14 protein-coding genes are annotated in these 16,515 nt (G+C 45.8%); 3 read left to right on the plus strand and 11 right to left on the minus strand.

Annotated features, from left to right (window positions below):
• Nucleotides 1–15 precede the first annotated feature (15 nt).
• From KJS52_RS12440 to cymR, 7 genes are all read right to left on the minus strand, one after another.
• A complete protein-coding gene (locus tag KJS52_RS12440) occupies nucleotides 16–276 on the minus strand; it encodes an IreB family regulatory phosphoprotein (protein WP_213515511.1) in 261 nt (86 codons plus the stop codon).
• 46 nt (nucleotides 277–322) lie between these two features.
• A complete protein-coding gene (gene alaS / locus KJS52_RS12445; RefSeq protein WP_213515513.1) occupies nucleotides 323–2,956 on the minus strand; it encodes an alanine--tRNA ligase in 2,634 nt (877 codons plus the stop codon).
• A 351-nt stretch (nucleotides 2,957–3,307) separates the two neighbouring features.
• The gene (locus tag KJS52_RS12450; protein ID WP_213515515.1) at nucleotides 3,308–4,378 is read right to left on the minus strand and encodes an AI-2E family transporter; all 1,071 of its coding nucleotides are present in this window, start codon (nucleotides 4,376–4,378) and stop codon (nucleotides 3,308–3,310) included.
• Nucleotides 4,379–4,496: 118 nt separating this feature from the next.
• On the minus strand, nucleotides 4,497–4,697 hold the full coding sequence (locus tag KJS52_RS12455) for a YrzR-like zinc ribbon domain (RefSeq protein ID WP_213515517.1): 201 nt from the start codon (nucleotides 4,695–4,697) through the stop codon (nucleotides 4,497–4,499).
• 12 nt (nucleotides 4,698–4,709) lie between these two features.
• The gene (locus tag KJS52_RS12460; protein WP_213515519.1) at nucleotides 4,710–5,246 is read right to left on the minus strand and encodes a PRC-barrel domain-containing protein; all 537 of its coding nucleotides are present in this window, start codon (nucleotides 5,244–5,246) and stop codon (nucleotides 4,710–4,712) included.
• Between the two features lie 138 nt (nucleotides 5,247–5,384).
• Nucleotides 5,385–6,548 (minus strand): cysteine desulfurase family protein, encoded by a 1,164-nt coding sequence (locus KJS52_RS12465; protein WP_213515521.1) that lies wholly within the window; start codon nucleotides 6,546–6,548, stop codon nucleotides 5,385–5,387.
• Nucleotides 6,549–6,573: 25 nt separating this feature from the next.
• Nucleotides 6,574–7,002 (minus strand): cysteine metabolism transcriptional regulator CymR, encoded by a 429-nt coding sequence (cymR, locus tag KJS52_RS12470; RefSeq protein WP_213515523.1) that lies wholly within the window; start codon nucleotides 7,000–7,002, stop codon nucleotides 6,574–6,576.
• Nucleotides 7,003–7,276: 274 nt separating this feature from the next.
• Here cymR and mnmA point away from each other — a divergent pair, with 274 nt between their 5' ends.
• A complete protein-coding gene (mnmA, locus tag KJS52_RS12475; protein ID WP_213516148.1) occupies nucleotides 7,277–8,383 on the plus strand; it encodes a tRNA 2-thiouridine(34) synthase MnmA in 1,107 nt (368 codons plus the stop codon).
• Between the two features lie 90 nt (nucleotides 8,384–8,473).
• Here mnmA and KJS52_RS12480 read toward each other — a convergent pair whose 3' ends face one another.
• The gene (locus tag KJS52_RS12480) at nucleotides 8,474–9,646 is read right to left on the minus strand and encodes a CBS domain-containing protein (RefSeq protein ID WP_213515525.1); all 1,173 of its coding nucleotides are present in this window, start codon (nucleotides 9,644–9,646) and stop codon (nucleotides 8,474–8,476) included.
• A 252-nt stretch (nucleotides 9,647–9,898) separates the two neighbouring features.
• Here KJS52_RS12480 and KJS52_RS12485 point away from each other — a divergent pair, with 252 nt between their 5' ends.
• Complete coding sequence (locus KJS52_RS12485) at nucleotides 9,899–10,492, plus strand: copper resistance CopC family protein (protein WP_213515527.1); 594 nt, start codon at nucleotides 9,899–9,901, stop codon at nucleotides 10,490–10,492.
• 1 nt (nucleotide 10,493) lies between these two features.
• Nucleotides 10,494–11,621: a CopD family protein gene (locus KJS52_RS12490; protein WP_213515529.1), complete on the plus strand. Its 1,128-nt coding sequence runs from the start codon at nucleotides 10,494–10,496 to the stop codon at nucleotides 11,619–11,621.
• Nucleotides 11,622–12,204: 583 nt separating this feature from the next.
• Here KJS52_RS12490 and KJS52_RS12495 read toward each other — a convergent pair.
• The 3 genes from KJS52_RS12495 to KJS52_RS12505 are packed head-to-tail and all read right to left on the minus strand — an operon-like array spanning nucleotide 12,205 to nucleotide 16,454.
• The gene (locus tag KJS52_RS12495; protein ID WP_213515531.1) at nucleotides 12,205–14,691 is read right to left on the minus strand and encodes a glycoside hydrolase family 31 protein; all 2,487 of its coding nucleotides are present in this window, start codon (nucleotides 14,689–14,691) and stop codon (nucleotides 12,205–12,207) included.
• 36 nt (nucleotides 14,692–14,727) lie between these two features.
• Nucleotides 14,728–15,549, minus strand: coding sequence for a carbohydrate ABC transporter permease (locus KJS52_RS12500; protein ID WP_213515533.1), 822 nt, complete (start codon nucleotides 15,547–15,549; stop codon nucleotides 14,728–14,730).
• Nucleotides 15,549–16,454: a carbohydrate ABC transporter permease gene (locus tag KJS52_RS12505; protein WP_213515535.1), complete on the minus strand. Its 906-nt coding sequence runs from the start codon at nucleotides 16,452–16,454 to the stop codon at nucleotides 15,549–15,551. The genes KJS52_RS12500 and KJS52_RS12505 overlap by 1 nt, the downstream gene beginning before the upstream one ends.
• Nucleotides 16,455–16,515 lie beyond the last annotated feature (61 nt).

Raw genomic sequence — 16,515 nt, forward strand, 5'->3', positions numbered from 1 at the left:
CTGTACGATACCTCGCTACTTTTTCTTGTGCAAGAGATAGAAGCGAACAAGCTCCTCGATAAGCTCATCCCGCTCCTTCTTGCCGATCATGCTTCTTGCATTATTATGTCGTGGGATATATGCGGGGTCTCCTGACAATAGATAGCCGACGATCTGGTTAATCGGATTATAGTCTTTCTCTAATAAAGCATCGTAAACCTTAAGCAGAACATCCTCTGAGGAATGCTCTCCCTCATTTGTTACATTAAACTTCATCGTCTGATCCATTGAACTCATCAGCAACACCCCCTCTAACATAACCACGGTATATGGTATATCTCTACTATATCACATTTGCTTGTTCAACTACTACATCTTGAGCAAGTTTCAATGCCGCATCTAGTTTGTCGATATCCTTACCGCCTGCTTGTGCCATGTCTGGACGACCGCCACCATTACCGCCACAATGCTGAGCCGCTTCCTTCACAATTTTCCCTGCGTGGAATCCTTTTTTCACAAGATCCTGAGAAACAGCGGCAGCCAAATTCACCTTGTCATCAGCCGCTGCTCCCAAAACGATTACGCTTGAAGGGAGTTTTGCTTTAAGCTCATCTACAATATTACGCAGCGCTTCCATATTAGATGCATTTACTTTTGCACATAGAACAGAAATTTCTCCAACCTTGACCACTCCGTCAAGCAAATTGCCTGCTTCGATATGGCTAAGCTTGCTTTGCAGTGATTCATTTTCACGCTGCAGCTCCTTCACTTGGCCATGCAATGCGTCAATCCGCTTTGGCACATCAGCTACATTGCTTTTCAGCTGTGCAGCTGCTTGCTTGAGCAGGTCAAGCTGAGATTCATAGTATAAGTAAGCTTGCTTGCCTGTCACTGCCTCGATACGACGAACTCCTGAGCCGATTCCGCTTTCGCCGAGCAGCTTGAAGATGCCGATTTCAGAGGTATTGCTTACATGGCAGCCGCCGCAAAGCTCGATTGAATAGCTGCCAACCTGAACGACGCGTACGACATCGCCGTATTTCTCACCAAACAGCGCCATTGCGCCCATTGCTTTAGCTTGATCGATCGGCATTTGCTCGATGACGACAGGCGTGCCCAGCCAAATTTGCTCATTAACCCGACGTTCGATGTCAGCCAGCTCCTCAGCTGTAATCGATCCGAAATGGGAGAAGTCAAAGCGCAGACGCTCTCCTTCAACAAGCGAGCCCGCTTGGTTGACATGATCGCCCAGCACTTCCTTCAAAGCTTTATGCAGCAAATGCGTCGCCGTATGGTTTTTAATAATGTCCTCACGAACCGATTTGCTTACGCTTGCCGTAACGGCAGCATTCGCCTTGGCAACACCTTCTACAACCGTTGCATGATGCAGATTTTGACCATGCGGCGCTTTCGTTACATTTTCTACCTCAATGACGAAGCCGTCGCCTTTAATGACGCCGCGATCTCCGATTTGGCCGCCGCTTTCAGCATAGAAAGGCGTTGTATCGAGCAGGACAAGAATGGAATTGCCCGCAGGTACTTCATCAACAAGCTGCTCATCAAAAACAATTGCAGTAATGGTAGCTGCTGTCTCTAAATCAGTATACCCAACAAATTCGCTATTTACTGTCAAATCCGCCAAAGGACCGCCTTGAACTTTCATTGAGCCGGTATCCTGACGCGCCGAGCGCGCTCGTTCACGCTGTGCCTCCATTGCAGCATCAAAGCCTTCGCGATCTACCGTCATGCCTTGCTCAAGCGCAAAGTCCTCAGTAAGGTCAAACGGGAAGCCATACGTATCGTACAGCTTAAACGCATCGTCGCCGTTAATAACAGCAATATTATTCGCTTTTGCTTCTGCCACCAAATTGGAAAGCAGCACCAGACCGTCAGATAGCGTCTCGTGGAAACGCTCTTCCTCCGTACGAATCACTTTCTCAATAAATTCACGCTTTTCAACAACTGTTGTATAGTATTCGCCCATTACTTGTCCGACAACCTCGGTTAACGAATACAGGAACGGCTTGTCGATGCCGAGCGCTTTGCCGTAACGAACGGCACGGCGCAGCAAACGACGAATAATGTAGCCTCGACCTTCGTTGGAAGGCATAACGCCATCGCCAACTGCGAAGGCTACAGTCCGAATATGATCGGCGATAACTTTAAGCGCTACGTCCTGATCTTCCTTCGCTTTATAGGTTACGCCTGCAATTTGGCATGTACGCTCAATAATCGGCATAAACAAATCGGTATCGAAGTTGGAATCAACATCCTGCAAAATCGAGGCAAAGCGCTCAAGGCCTGCGCCTGTATCTATATTTTTGTTAGGCAGCGGCGTATAGCTGCCGTCTTTGTTATGGTTGAATTGAGAAAACACGAGATTCCATACTTCTAGGAAGCGCTCGTTCTCTCCGCCTGGCCAGCATTCCGGATCATTCAAATCGCCGTATTTCTCACCGCGATCGTAAAAAATTTCCGTACATGGTCCGCAAGGGCCTTCCCCGATATCCCAGAAGTTTTCCTCCAGCTTGTAGATGCGCTCAGCAGGCAAGCCAATTTTCTCATTCCACAGCTTGAACGCTTCCTCGTCCTCAGGATATACCGTTACAGACAAGCGTTCTGGATCAAAGCCAATCCATTGCTTGTCGGTTAGAAATTCCCAAGCCCATGTAACTGCTTCTTCCTTGAAATAATCGCCAATTGAAAAGTTGCCAAGCATTTCAAAAAAGGTGTGGTGACGACGCGTTTTGCCGACATTCTCAATATCATTCGTACGAATACATTTTTGCGAATTGGCAATGCGCGGATTTTCTGGCTTTACTCTGCCGTCAAAGTAAGGCTTAAGCGGAGCCATTCCCGCATTAATCCACAATAAAGACGGATCATTATGCGGTACGAGCGACGCACTAGGCTCAATGGCATGTCCTTTGCTTTCAAAGAATGCCAACCATTTTGCACGAATTTCACTTGCTTTCATAGTGTGATTCCTCCCAAAACGTTTTATATCATTTCATTTGCAATTGCTTGAAATTAAAAAAGTCCCTGTAAAAAAACAGGGACGAATAATTGTTCGCGGTACCACCCTGGTTATTGCTCCAATTAAGAGCAATCGCCTTCACGGACGATAACGAGTCCACCCGGCGAGCTTAACTCGCACTCTGAAAATAGCTTTCCGTCATTCTTCACTAGAAGCGCTCTTCCAACCATTTCTGCAAATGGAGCACTCTCTCTGGCTAATGGGCTATGACGTACTTGTTTTCATCAACGCTTTAGCATGTACATCTTTACAAATTATAGCTAGAGCCAGAAGGACTGTCAAATGTTGCTTTCAAATAATTTTCCTTCGTACATAGTAGGCAAACATATGCTGAACAATCACTTTTCCCGAGGCAAAGATTGGCACAGCAAGAATCATCCCGAGCACGCCCGCAAGCTGCCCTCCGACCAGCACAGCAAATATAATGAGCAGCGGATGAAGATGCAGCGTTCTGCCAACCACCTGCGGCGAAATAATATTGCTCTCCAGAATTTGACAGACAGTATTGACGATGACTACTAGCAGCATCATTTTCAAGGAGATGGTGGACGCCATCAGCAGCGCTGGCGCAGCGCCAATAAACGGTCCGATGTACGGAATGACATTCGTAATCGCGACAATGCTGGCAAGCAGTAAGGCATACGGCATACCGACCAGCAAATATCCAATATATGCGAAGGTTCCGATAATGACGCACACAAGCAGCTGTCCACGAATATAGCTGCCGAGTGCAGTGTCTACATCCTTCAGCAGACGAATTGTATTTTTGCGATGAGATTTCGGCACATATTTAATGACAGCCCGCTCGAATACTTCAAAATCTTTCAAAATATAAAAAGCAAGGAATGGCACAACAAATGCGACAAATAAAGCATTTACCATTCCACCTATATTGTTCACAAAGGTGAGCAGCGTCTCGGAAATTCGTCGTTCAAGCAGAACAAGCGACTTGTTAACTCCTTCACGGAAGCTTTCCGGCAGCATTGAATTGTTGTTAATGTCAATGACCAAACTTTGCGCCCGCATCGACAGCTCCGGTAAATGCTTGTTCAGCTCCTGCATCTGATCGATAAACATCGGGATTACATTGACAAGCAGTACCGTAAAGATTGTGCAAAACACGGCATAAATCAACAGCACAGCTATTGTTCTTGGCACCTTGCGCTCATGCAGCATCGTTACAACGGGATTTAATATGTAAGAAATAATCATCGCTACAATAAATGGCCCTAGCACAGCCTTTAAAAATGAGAAGATCGTCAGCAATATCGGCTTTAGCAGTAGAAGAAAGTAGACGACAAATAAAAGCAGGATCGTATAAATTAAAACAATAAAAAAACGGTTTTTTGTAAACCTGTCCACGCTACTCACCACCTTCATTCTAGCTATTCTGTGTCATTATATGTACAAGTATTCGTATTCAGCACAAAAAACGGCAACCGTAACAGTTGCCGTTTAGCTAGACTATATAAGTGGTGATTTAGTTGTTCATATGCACATCAGCGGTTGGAGGCTCTTCAAAAAACAAATCGTCCAGTGAGCTTAACGTTCCATCCTCTTCAACCTGATAAACTGACATTTTATCGCCATTGACTGTTAATTCGATATAGCAGCCCCAGCAATAAAATTGATGTGTTCCAATTTTGCCTATATCTTTCGAGTTACAGTTCGGACATCTCATACACATTTCTCCCTACCCTCTAAAATTGGAAGCTGCGACTGGCTCCAATTCTGATTCACTAACAGCAGGAACGATAATCGCATCTTGACCAAGCAATATGTCTTGCATATTTCTTGGAGCCTTGAGCCATTTTCGACCTTCCATAAGATCTGAAACAAAACCATCTGTTAGCTCATAACCTACTATCTGTGTATCCTGTAATGGATGAAAATATACATCCGATACACGTCCAAGTTGCGATCCTGTCACCGTAATGATCGGCATATCCTTTAAATGGATGACACCTGTACTAAAGCCGCGCTGCAAGAGCTGCCTCTTGCTTGTCATCAATTGCGACTCGTCTTTGATAAAAACTGCGTCTTCGCCGCAAGATAAAACACTGCTCCACGGAACGGTTCGAACCTTTATAGCAAACCATTTTGCATATTCAAGTACCAGGCCTTGCAATCGCCAATGCTCATCGAACCATGCATCCAAAACGACGCCTACTTGCTTGCCAGTGTCCATCACAATTACAGGTAATCCGATCAGTTGCTGTAGTCGAATCATGCTCGTTGCCTCCAAGCTGAAGAAATGCTTGAAAGGATCATCCTTTCAATACTCTCTACATAGCATGTCCAAAATGTTGAAGGCTACTGCATCAAAGTAGTGAAGAAATAGAATGTGAAGGTACTGCTGCGATCATTGTCAATGCGAGACCGTCTTGTATAAGCGTTTTACAATACCTATAACAATCGGCGCTGCTTCCTCCAGCTGTTCAATCGTATTCCCCATGCCAAAGCTGAAGCGAATCGCACTGTTTAATCTTTCCTCGCTTAGCCCCATTGCTTTCAGGACGTGGGAGCGCTCCAATGAACCTGACGTACAGGCAGAGCCGCTTGCTGCAGCAATACCCTCCATATCCAAATTCATCAGCATGCTTTCCGTGTCCACCCCAATGAAGCTAATATTGACAATATGCGGCAAAGTATTCGTCGCATGGCCGTTAATGACGATGGCGTCTTGATCCAGACCCTGTTGTAACAGCTCTACCCATCTAATACGTAAATCATTGACAAAAGGTTGCCAATTTTCACACTCGTTCACACAAATGTCAAGAGCTTTTGCAAAACCGACAATTCCTGCGACATTTTCCGTGCCTGCTCGACGTTTTCTTTCCTGCGAACCGCCCTGCAAAATAGACTCGAGCGGTGTGCCAGAAGCAATGTAAAGCGCGCCGATTCCTTGCGGTCCATTAATTTTATGGGACGAAAAGCTCATTAAATCAACAGGAAGCTCCGCAAGCCGATAAGAGGAATGGCCTAGTGTTTGCACGGCGTCGACATGCAGCAGCGCCCCTGCCTGATGAGCCAGCTCGCCGATTTGCTCAATTGGCTGAATCGTCCCGACTTCATTGTTTGCGTGCATTATACTGATGACGCCAATCGAATCGTCTAGCACCGCCTTTAGTGCTTCTATGGAAATTAGCCCTGTCTCGTCTACAGGAACAATATGCAGCTTGAAGCCTTCATGCTCGGCAAGCCAATGCATCGTATGCAAAACAGCATGATGCTCGATCGACGAGGTAATCAGACCTTTTCTGCCTTTCTTCGCTTGCGCTCTGGCCGCGCCGATAATAGCCAAATTATCACTTTCAGTCCCGCCAGAGGTAAACGTCAGCTCATTCGGCTTGCAGCCGAGATGCTTTGCAAACGTATCTCTTGCTTTATTCAAATGCGCCTTTGCTTGTCTGCCGTAATGATGCATGCTGGATGCATTGCTAGGTCCCTGCTGCATCACCTCAACCATCGTCTCAATTACGCTTGGATGCATAGGCGTCGTGGCAGCATGGTCAAAATAAAATGACTTCATCAATTTTGTTCACTCCACCGCAGTATTAAATATAGAACATATAGCCTTCTTTACTATCGCGATTATCTTCTGCATTATAGTTAATTAAATGCTCCAGCGTTGTCGAATCCATCACGTTCGCAATACTGTCGCGTATTCTCAGCCATAGATCGCGCTTGGCCGGATCATCCTCTTCAGTAAAATCAACCGGAGAGATCGGCCCTTCCAATATTCTGATTACATCGCCCGTCGTAATTTCAGACGGAGCCTTGGAAAGCACATAGCCTCCATACGCGCCGCGAATGCTTTTTACAAACCCGGCGTTGCGCAGCGGAGCAATAAGCTGCTCCAAATAGTGCTCAGACAAATTGTTTTTTTCTGCAATACTCTTTAGTGAAATTGGACCTTCGCCAAACTTGGCAGCCAGCTCCATCATTATAGTTAGTCCATACCTGCCCTTTGTAGAAATTTTCATGTATTGTACTCCTTTATAAAATCATTGTATTCCCATTATTCTTATATGGTATCATATCTATTTACTAACGTCTGCTATTTCAAACATCAAAATCATGAAAATCTTGATTTTCTATGATACAATTAGTTTTATTTAAAAGAATATAGTTTAAAAAGTGCGGCTTTCAGGACCAAGAAGCTTGGACGAGCTGAGTACAAGATTCGACGCCGACTATGCTGCAACGCCCATCATCGTCATCAAAGTTGGGCTTTTTAAACATCCTAATCTAAAGGTGGTGTTAACATTGTCAAACAATAAACGAGTCATAATCGGGATGTCCGGCGGTGTAGACTCCTCGGTTGCTGCGCTTTTGCTCAAACAGCAAGGCTATGAAGTCATTGGCATCTTCATGAAAAACTGGGATGATACTGATGAATTCGGTCACTGCAGTGCAGAGGATGATGCAGAGGATGTGCGCCGCGTGTGCGAACAAATCGGCATCCCTTATTATACAGTAAACTTTGAAAAACAGTACTATGATAAAGTATTCACATATTTTCTTGAGGAATACAAGCGCGGCAGAACGCCAAATCCTGATGTCATGTGCAACCGCGAAATCAAATTTGGCGATTTTCTAAAAAAAGCAGAGGAGCTTAATGCCGATTACTTGGCAACCGGGCATTATGCTAGAGTGGAGCGTCTGGAGAATGGCACAACGCGGCTGCTTCGCGGCGTCGATCAAAACAAAGATCAAACCTACTTTCTTAATGCGCTTAATCAGCAGCAGCTCGCCAAAGCTATGTTCCCGATCGGACATTTGCCTAAGCCAGAGGTTCGGAGAATTGCCGAGGAAGCAGGCCTATATACGGCTAAGAAAAAAGACAGCACTGGGGTTTGCTTTATAGGCGAGCGCAATTTCAAGCAGTTTTTAAGTCAATATTTGCCCGCCATGCCAGGTGAGATGGTCGATATCGTGAGCGGTGAGGTGAAAGGCCGCCATGATGGCCTTATGTATTATACGCTTGGTCAGCGGCAAGGACTGGGAATTGGCGGCAGCGGCACTGGCGAGCCATGGTTTGTTGCCGACAAGGATTTGCAGCACAATATTTTGTATGTAGTGCAAGGAGATGCTCATCCAAGCCTATACTCGGAAAGCTTGCTTGCAACAAATATGAATTGGATATTGCCTGACGAAAGCGCGGAAACGATCCAATGTACCGCGAAATTCCGCTACCGTCAGCCTGATCAACAGGTTACCGTACAAAAGCTGGCGGGTGGCGAAGCGCTTATTACATTTGCCGAGCGACAAAAAGCAATTACGCCAGGACAAGCCGTTGTTTTGTATGACGGCGACATTTGTCTTGGCGGCGGCATCATTGACAAAGTTAACAAGGTGCAGTAATCCGTTTTCTCAATACATGTTCAAGGATGCAGCCTGGCTGCATCCTTGAACAAAATCGGAGACGGAATCGGCCCATAGCGGGTGATATTGCTATCTGCCCTGCATGCGCATTTCCTTCGCGTAGCGCTTCACGGTTAGTGAAGTAAGGCGAAGCTGCTCCATTTCAGCAATGGTAAATACATAACGGTAGTGCTCATGCTCATATACAACGCTTTGCCCGATATGCGGAGGAAATTGAATGTTGGCATACATATAACCGCCTATCGAATCCATTTCATCCACCTCTAGATTAATGTTAAAGTAGCTGTTCACTTCCTCAATCAGCAGCATTGCGCTCAAGCGATACTCATCCGGCTGCAGCTGCACGATCGTATGCTCTTCCTCATCAAATTCATCCTGTATATCGCCTATGATTTCCTCAATAATATCTTCCATCGTCACCATGCCTGATGTACCGCCATATTCATCTATTAGAAGCGCAATTTGCGTTTTTTTCTTCTGCATCATCGACAGCAATTGAGAAATCTCTATGCTTTCCGGTACAGTAATAATTGGTCTGATCCATTTATGCCACCGCTCGCGTGCAGCCGGATCATCATAAATCGCCAGCAAATCTTTAATATGAATAAATCCAACAATATCATCCTTATCTTCATGAACTACGGGATAACGAGTCCGCATATGAGCAATGGAGGTTTCGATATGTTGCTGAAAGCTTTCATTCCATTCCAGACAAATCATATCAAGTCTGGGTGTCATCACCTCTCTCGCTGTTTTTTCACCAAAGTCAACCATTCCACTAGACGTTGACAACGCTTTCGACTCATACGAAGTCTTGATGTGTGCGGTATGCTGTTTGTCAGTGCTATCAATTGAAAGCATACGCCGCATAAGCTCTCGCCGCACTACCTGCTCTCCCGCCAGCGCCAGTAATGCACATACTAGCAGCGGCAGCAAGAGCCATATTAGAGCCAGCTTATCGGTAAATTGTCCAAGCATAAGCTCAAGCTGCAGTGCCAACTGCAGAATGGCCGCGCCAATTACGAGTAAACAGCCTAGCGGAAACAAGCGGCTAATCGTCTTGAGACCTAACAGTGCAGGCTTATTAAACCATTTTGACAGCTGCAAATGCCTCATCGCTTCACTTATTAACCAATAAGCGCTATATGCGAGGAAAGCCGCGCCTATGTTCAGGATCGTCCAGCCTATTGCGGGATCATCCAATCCAGTTATGCCACCCGGTCGCTGCCAGATGGCATACACCTCCCTTCATGATTAATGTATAGCTGATATTGCAGATTACGTCATATATATTCGCTATAGCTTGCGTGTTATTACAACCTTTCTAAGGTTACTATATTTTTGTTTGTTCATTACTTGTTCGAACTTTCGACTTGAAAATTTGATTTTTACCGTACAACATTTGATATAATGCATATGGAAACCAGCTTGAAGCGATGGCTTTGTGAGGCAAGTTTCAAAAAAATTAAAGAGATCATTTAGGAGGATTTACCGTTGAAAAAGGTTTTAATGTTGTTATGTGTTCTTTTTGTTTTAATGCCGATGAATGCTTTTGCGCATTCTAAAATGACTGAATCAAGCCCGGCGGAAAACGCTACAGTTACAGAAGCACCCGAACGTATTTCGATTACATTCAACACCAGTATTTCATCGATCAGCACATTTAAAGTAGTTAGCGAAAATGGCGAGGAGCAGCCAGTTGAAAATATTACAGTAGACAACGATACGCTTAGCGGCGACGTAACAGCCTCGCTAGCCGATGGAAGCTACAGCGTGGAATGGAAGATTGTTGGTGAGGATGGACATGCTGTAGAAGGCTCCTACAGCTTCCAGGTTGAGCTAGCCGAAGCTGGAGAACCAACACCACCTGAAAATACCGAAGGCGAGCAGCCAGAAACGACACCAGAGGTTGAACCGACAAATGAGCCAGCTGAATCAGCAACTCCTACCGAGACTGCAGATGCAAATAATCAGACTGGCGATGATGAGCAAACAGCTGAGAAAAGCAGCAATCCTGTGTGGCCTTACATCCTTGTCGTTGCTATTGTAGCTGTTGTCGTCGTGTTTGCAATGCGCAAGCGCAAATAAGATGCAGTACATCTCAGAATTTTTCCTGTATATTAGCTTTGCCATCGTAATGGGAAGCTGCTTGCTGCTCAATGTGCCTGCTCGCTATAAGCCGACAATTAAGGTGCCTAAAGGAATGCTGCTCAGCGCAATCATTGCGATCCCTTTGCTTTCCTATGTGCCGCTTCATATGACGGCAATAGACTACGGGGAATCCTTCCAGCTTGGCTATATTGCCATGATGAAGAGCATACTGCTCGATTTGCAAATTGGCAAAGCATGGCTGTGGACGGCTCTTGGCGCAGCAGGACTGGCGATCATTGTTGGCGTGCCTGTGTTCGCCAAGGATCGCCATATGCCCAAGGTCGCCTTAATGCTAACCCTACTCCTTACATTTTGGCTTGGGTACGGCAGTCACGTTGCTTCGCTTGACGCCATCAACGGGCTGATCGTACATACCGGTCATTTTACTGCAGTAGCGATCTGGCTTGGCATCCTGTTTATTGTAAGCTGGTTCGCCAAAGATGATCTTAACTGGCATGCCTTTCTGAGATGGTTTTCACCGCTGGCGGTTATTTGCGTCGTAATCGCGCTAATCGCGGGCATTACGCTGATGACGTACACAACACCGCAATACAGCAACGCACTTATGCTCAATTATGGACAACTAATGCTGCTTAAGCATGCAGCTTTGATCCCGTTGCTATGGCTGGCATTCAGCAACGGCTTTCTATACCCGCGCTACGCTCGCAGCAGCAGTATGCCGTCACAGCGCACATTGCTTCGTGTAGAAAGCGTCATAGCATTGCTGGTGCTTGGCTTTACCGCAATTATGGGGCAAACAGCGCCTCCGCACAACGTAGTAGAAACACTGCGAACAGAAACACCTTCACAGCTATTCACAGCCATCTATCAAGGCTCATTCAGCCCTGATTTGCAATTGGTATGGTCGTTTAACAGCAGCAATCTGCTGCTGCTTGCGGCAGCACTGCTTGTTCTGTACGCGATAACCATCGCCTTCAAGCACCGCAGCATCAGCTGGATGATTTCGCTCAGCATTGTTGCTGTCGCAATCGTCTATTTCGCAGTAATGTTCGGGCTGGAAGCAAAGGAAAGCGATATAACAGCTTTAGTGCTTTATACAAAATAAAGGCAGAGCGCAATTGAACGAAAGTGTTCAATTATGCTCTGCCTTTTATTTTGCGTATCAGCGCTCCGGAGCAATGCATCCTCAAGTCGCTTTTTAAATCAGCGCTACGGAGCAATGCATCCTCAAGTCGCTTTTTAAATCGTAATGCTCTTATTTAATTTTTAAAGGTTGCATTACGATATTAAAGGCGACACACTTCGTTTTTCGGATGCTTTGCTCCTCCGCTGGAGCTTTTTTTGAGGGCAGGACCAAGAAGCTTGGACGCTAGTAGAAAACGAGGAGCGCAGCGTAGGCAAAAAGCTACGTGAGCACCGCAGTTTTCGCTAGCGTTCAAGATTCGACGCCGACTACGCTTCAAAGCAACGCATCGTCATCAAAGTCCAGCTTTAAACCACCTCTTCCAATTGAAGTTTAAAAATTCGGCTTTCAGGACCAAGAAGATGGCACGATACTAGAAGGCGAGGAGCGCAGCGTAGGAAAAATGCTACGTGAGCACCGCAGCCTTCGGTAGCGTGACATATTCGCCGTCGAATACGCTACAACGCAATCTCATCGTCATCAAAGTCGGATTTTTAAACCACCTCTAAATTGAGATTAGATCTTTTACAGTAAAATCAACCTTAATCTGACACCCCCCCGCAGGCTTGCGGTATTTGATTTGTGCCAGCTTCTGCTCAATATTGTAGTACCAGCCTAGCTCGCTGTCGGCCCATTGCTTCTCATCCAAAAATCTCGGAATGACAGCATCATTCAGCTCGATTTTAACAGGACTGTTTTCTTTGCAAATAAGCTGCAGCTCATATTCCTCAATCGCAGTCTCGTAATCTCCTTCACCGCGGAACGAGATGATCGTGGATTCCCCTGCCTGCAAGTGAATATGGGACTTATAGTACTGGCCCGCTTGATAGTGATTGCTTTGGCCATCGTCGTCATAGTACATAAATTCATTGCTTTCCGAGCCTTCTATTAGTACGATCAGCTTGCTGATTGCCTCCTGCTGGATATTCATCAAGCCGTTGGCAATCGGTATAATGCCGCCGCTGCGAATGAACATCGGGATGCTGTCAAGCGTGACATCAAGCTCGATGGTTTGTCCGCCTGCATAGCGCTTTTTCGTTTTCCATTCAATCCACTCTGTACCTTGCGGCAAATAAACAGTATGCTTGCGAACCTCTGGATCTACAATATTCGCAACTAGCAGCGAGGAGCCGATCATAAATTGAAAGCTCTCTTCCCATACCTTGCGGTCAGCCGGAAACTCATAAACTAGCGGACGCATAATCGGCGCTCCTGAAACCGACGCCTCATAAAGCAGAGAATAATAGTATGGAATAAGCTGATAGCGCAGCTGAATCGCATCTCGAACATATTTTGTATAGCTTGGATACATCCATGGCTCCGTCACTGTATTATCCGTGTTAGAGGAATGAATGCAGAACCTTGGCTGGAAAATGCCGTTTTGCACCCAGCGTACAAATAGCTCGGGCTCTGGCGCTGGTCCAAAAAATCCGCCTATATCGCAGCCTTGATTGGCAACGCCGGACAAGCCCAGGCCAAGGATTAACGGAATATTGTATTTCAAGCTGTTCCAGCTTGTATAATTATCGCCTGCCCATGTTTGCGCATAGCGTTGAATGCCAGCGTAGCCTGCACGATTAGTGACATAAGGTCTAATAGCAGGATCATATTCTTGAATCGCCTCTACAGCCGTTAAAGCCATCAAATTAGGCATTATCGACGAAACGGCCGAAATCGGCTTGCCTTCCCCTTCAAAGCTGCACTGAGCGTTGCTTTGCTGTATCTCATACTCATTATTATCGTTCCAGATAGAGGTAATGCCGTTTTGCAGCAGGCGTTCTTTAATATAATGCTTCCATTTCTCACGAGCTGCCGGATTGGTGAAATCAACGAAGGAAGCTGTGCCTCCCCAATAACGCTCCTTTACCGGAGCTTGACCATGCTCGTCTTTAATATACAGCTCGTTTCCTGCAAACTCGTCATATAGCGGATGCGTCAGCAGCATGCCTGGCTTAATATTGGGCGACAGGCTGGCTCCTTTTTCCGCAGCTTTGGCAACAAAGCTTGCCGGCTGTGGAAACCGCTTTGGATTCCACTCGAACACATACCGCTTCCCATCCTCGCCTGTTGTATAGCCTGATGACATAAAAAATCCGTCGCAAGGAATGCCTAGCTCCTTGCATTTTTCTAGAAATCCGATAATCGCTTCATCCGAGCCGGATTCCAGCTCGGTATAAAACATCGTCGAGCCTAAATAGCCAAGTGAATATTTAGGCATAAGCATGCTTTTACCTGTTAAATCGGTGTAATAACTAACAACCTGTTGAATCGTCGGTCCGTAAATGAAAAAGTAATCCAATTCTCCGCCATCGGCGCTAAAATAAGAATATTTCGGCCAGTAGCCGCTTCGCTCGCAGCCTACATCAAAGGTCGAATCATAGGTGTTGTGATAAAACATGCCAGTCGCAGCGCCTTCATTGCCATTAAATTTAATATAAAACGGAATATGCTTGTACAGCGGGTCCGTATGCTCTGAGTTGTAGCCCAACGTATCGACGTTGCGCATGCGCAATCTGCGGTTTTTCTTATTGAGCATACCGCTTTTCTCGCCAAAGCCGTAGTAGTAATCATCATCCTTCATGAGCGAATAATGATAAATGCGTTTGCTGTCGTCCTCAACATAGCTGCGATTCGCTATATCCTGATGCAATATATTGCCCTGCAGATCCGCAATTTCAATTGCAAATGGTTCCTTGTATATGCGCAGCTCGATGCTTTCCGTAGCCCATGACAAGCACTCGCCACGGTCCTGAAGCTGGATCGGCAGCGCTTCGACACGCTTTCTGCCTTTAACCACCTGATCCATTCCATCCTCCCATGCGGTCATAACCAAGGCGTAGGAAGCTTCTGGCGCAAACTGCTGCTCAAAGCTGCAGCGAACTCTAATGATCTTGTCGCTAAGCGCATACAAGCGGAAAATAGCTCCATCCGTTGTAAGATCAACATAACTGCTTTGCTGTTTAACTTCGATTAATTTCTTGCTGACTTTCATTATTGTTCTCCCCTCTCTATCTCTGAACGGACTTATCTATTTCATGCCAGAAGTAACCATACCGCTCACCAAATGCTTCTGGAATACAAGGAAAACAATCAATACCGGAATCATCGTAATAACGGACATCGCCAGCAGACTGCCCCAATCCACGTTAAATTCGCCAATGAAATTGGATAGCGCAAGCTGTACCGTATATTTGTTAGGATCACTGATCGCGATAAGCGGCCACAGGAAATCATCCCAGCGCCACATAAAGGAAAAGATCGCCAATGCAGCTAAGATTGGTCGGCATAAAGGCAGAACAACCTTCCAGTAAATCGTCCACTCGTTGGCGCCGTCGATGCGCGATGCTTCCAGCAGCTCATCGGGCACAGTCAATAAATATTGGCGAAGCAAAAATACGCCTGTTGGTGTCGCCGCAGGAGGAATAATCAAGGCTAGCAAGCTGTTGTAAAGCCCCAGCGCGCTCAGCACTTTAAAGATCGGGATCATAATAACCTCAAGCGGAATCATTAACGTCGAAATAAAGGCAAGCAGCAAAAATGTACCGCCCCAAAACCGATACTTCGCGAGTGCAAAGCCTGCCATCGAGTTAATTAATAGCAGCAGCAGCGTAGAAGTAACAGCTACAATCGCACTGTTCACAAAATAGCGTCCAAAGTTGCCCTTTTCAAACGCGTTGATGAAATGCTCGAACGTAATTTGCTGCGGCAGCAAGGACGGTGGAAACTGATACAGCTCGGTATTGTTTTTGAATGACGATAAAAAGATCCAAACGACCGGAAATAACCAAAGGGCGGCAAACAAAATTAATAAAACATAGACGAATGTTTTCTGCGCTTTCGTTGGAGTCATTAATTTTCTCCTCCTTTAGTTAGCTTGAATTGCAAAACAGTAAATATCGTAATGATTACAAACAATACAATCGACATTGCGCTTGCCAGCCCCAGTTCCTGCTTGGCAAATCCAGTCTCATAAATATACTGCACAATATAGGTTGTCGCTTTATTCGGTCCCCCGCCAGTCAATGCAAACATTAGCGGATATGCCTTGAACGCCTCAATCGTAGTAAGCATTACAACCAGCAGCGTAGTCGGCTTAAGCAGCGGCAATGTAATATGGAAAAAGGCTCTCAGCTTGGACGCTCCATCCAAATGAGCGGCTTCGTAATAGTCTTTAGGAATTGCCAGCAAGCCCGCTACAAAAATGACCATGAAAAAGCCCAGTCTGGACCAAACTGCGGCAATAATGACCGTAAGCTTGGCGAAAAATGGATCAGACAAGAAAGAAACGGAATCTTTGCCAACTGCCTCTAAAACTCCGTTAATAATACCAAGCTCGCCAAAAATCCATCTCCATGTCAAACCTACAATAATAAACGAAATCATCGTCGGCCAATAAAAGATCGCCCGGAAAAAGCCCTTCAATACAATTTGCTGTACGAGCAAAATCGCGATCCCTAGCGCGCATATATAAATGAGCGGCACGACAATAATCGCATAGGTTGCTGTCTTGCCTAATGTCTGCCAAAATTTAACGTCCGTAAAAATTTCTGCATAATTTTCAATTCCTATAAATGTCATCGGATTCAATCCGTCATATTCATGAAAGGAATACACAGCACCAAGTATAGTAGGTATAACAATAAAGACCGTAAAAATTAGCAGGTTAGGAAGCACAAACAAATACGGGGCAAGCTGCAGCTTCCTTTTTCTTTTGTTCACCGGTTGCGGGTGAGCAGCAATAGACTCTGTTGACATCTTTATACCTCCTCTGCCTCAAAGCATTGGGGCCAATACCTGAGTGATTAGCCCCAACGCC

The organism is Paenibacillus montaniterrae (genome assembly GCF_018403185.1).
In the GTDB taxonomy this organism is placed as follows: Bacteria; Bacillota; Bacilli; order Paenibacillales; family Paenibacillaceae; genus Pristimantibacillus; species Pristimantibacillus montaniterrae.

What these genes read in the sequence shown, in the direction of transcription:
- KJS52_RS12440 (WP_213515511.1), bottom strand. Translation starts at nt 276, where the DNA reads ATGAGTTCAATGGATCAGACGATGAAGTTTAATGTAACAAATGAGGGA.
- alaS (WP_213515513.1), bottom strand. Translation starts at nt 2,956, where the DNA reads ATGAAAGCAAGTGAAATTCGTGCAAAATGGTTGGCATTCTTTGAAAGC.
- KJS52_RS12455 (WP_213515517.1), bottom strand. Translation starts at nt 4,697, where the DNA reads ATGAGATGTCCGAACTGTAACTCGAAAGATATAGGCAAAATTGGAACA.
- KJS52_RS12460 (WP_213515519.1), bottom strand. Translation starts at nt 5,246, where the DNA reads ATGATTCGACTACAGCAACTGATCGGATTACCTGTAATTGTGATGGAC.
- KJS52_RS12465 (WP_213515521.1), bottom strand. Translation starts at nt 6,548, where the DNA reads ATGAAGTCATTTTATTTTGACCATGCTGCCACGACGCCTATGCATCCA.
- cymR (WP_213515523.1), bottom strand. Translation starts at nt 7,002, where the DNA reads ATGAAAATTTCTACAAAGGGCAGGTATGGACTAACTATAATGATGGAG.
- KJS52_RS12490 (WP_213515529.1), top strand. Translation starts at nt 10,494, where the DNA reads ATGCAGTACATCTCAGAATTTTTCCTGTATATTAGCTTTGCCATCGTA.
- KJS52_RS12495 (WP_213515531.1), bottom strand. Translation starts at nt 14,691, where the DNA reads ATGAAAGTCAGCAAGAAATTAATCGAAGTTAAACAGCAAAGCAGTTAT.
- KJS52_RS12500 (WP_213515533.1), bottom strand. Translation starts at nt 15,549, where the DNA reads ATGACTCCAACGAAAGCGCAGAAAACATTCGTCTATGTTTTATTAATT.
- KJS52_RS12505 (WP_213515535.1), bottom strand. Translation starts at nt 16,454, where the DNA reads ATGTCAACAGAGTCTATTGCTGCTCACCCGCAACCGGTGAACAAAAGA.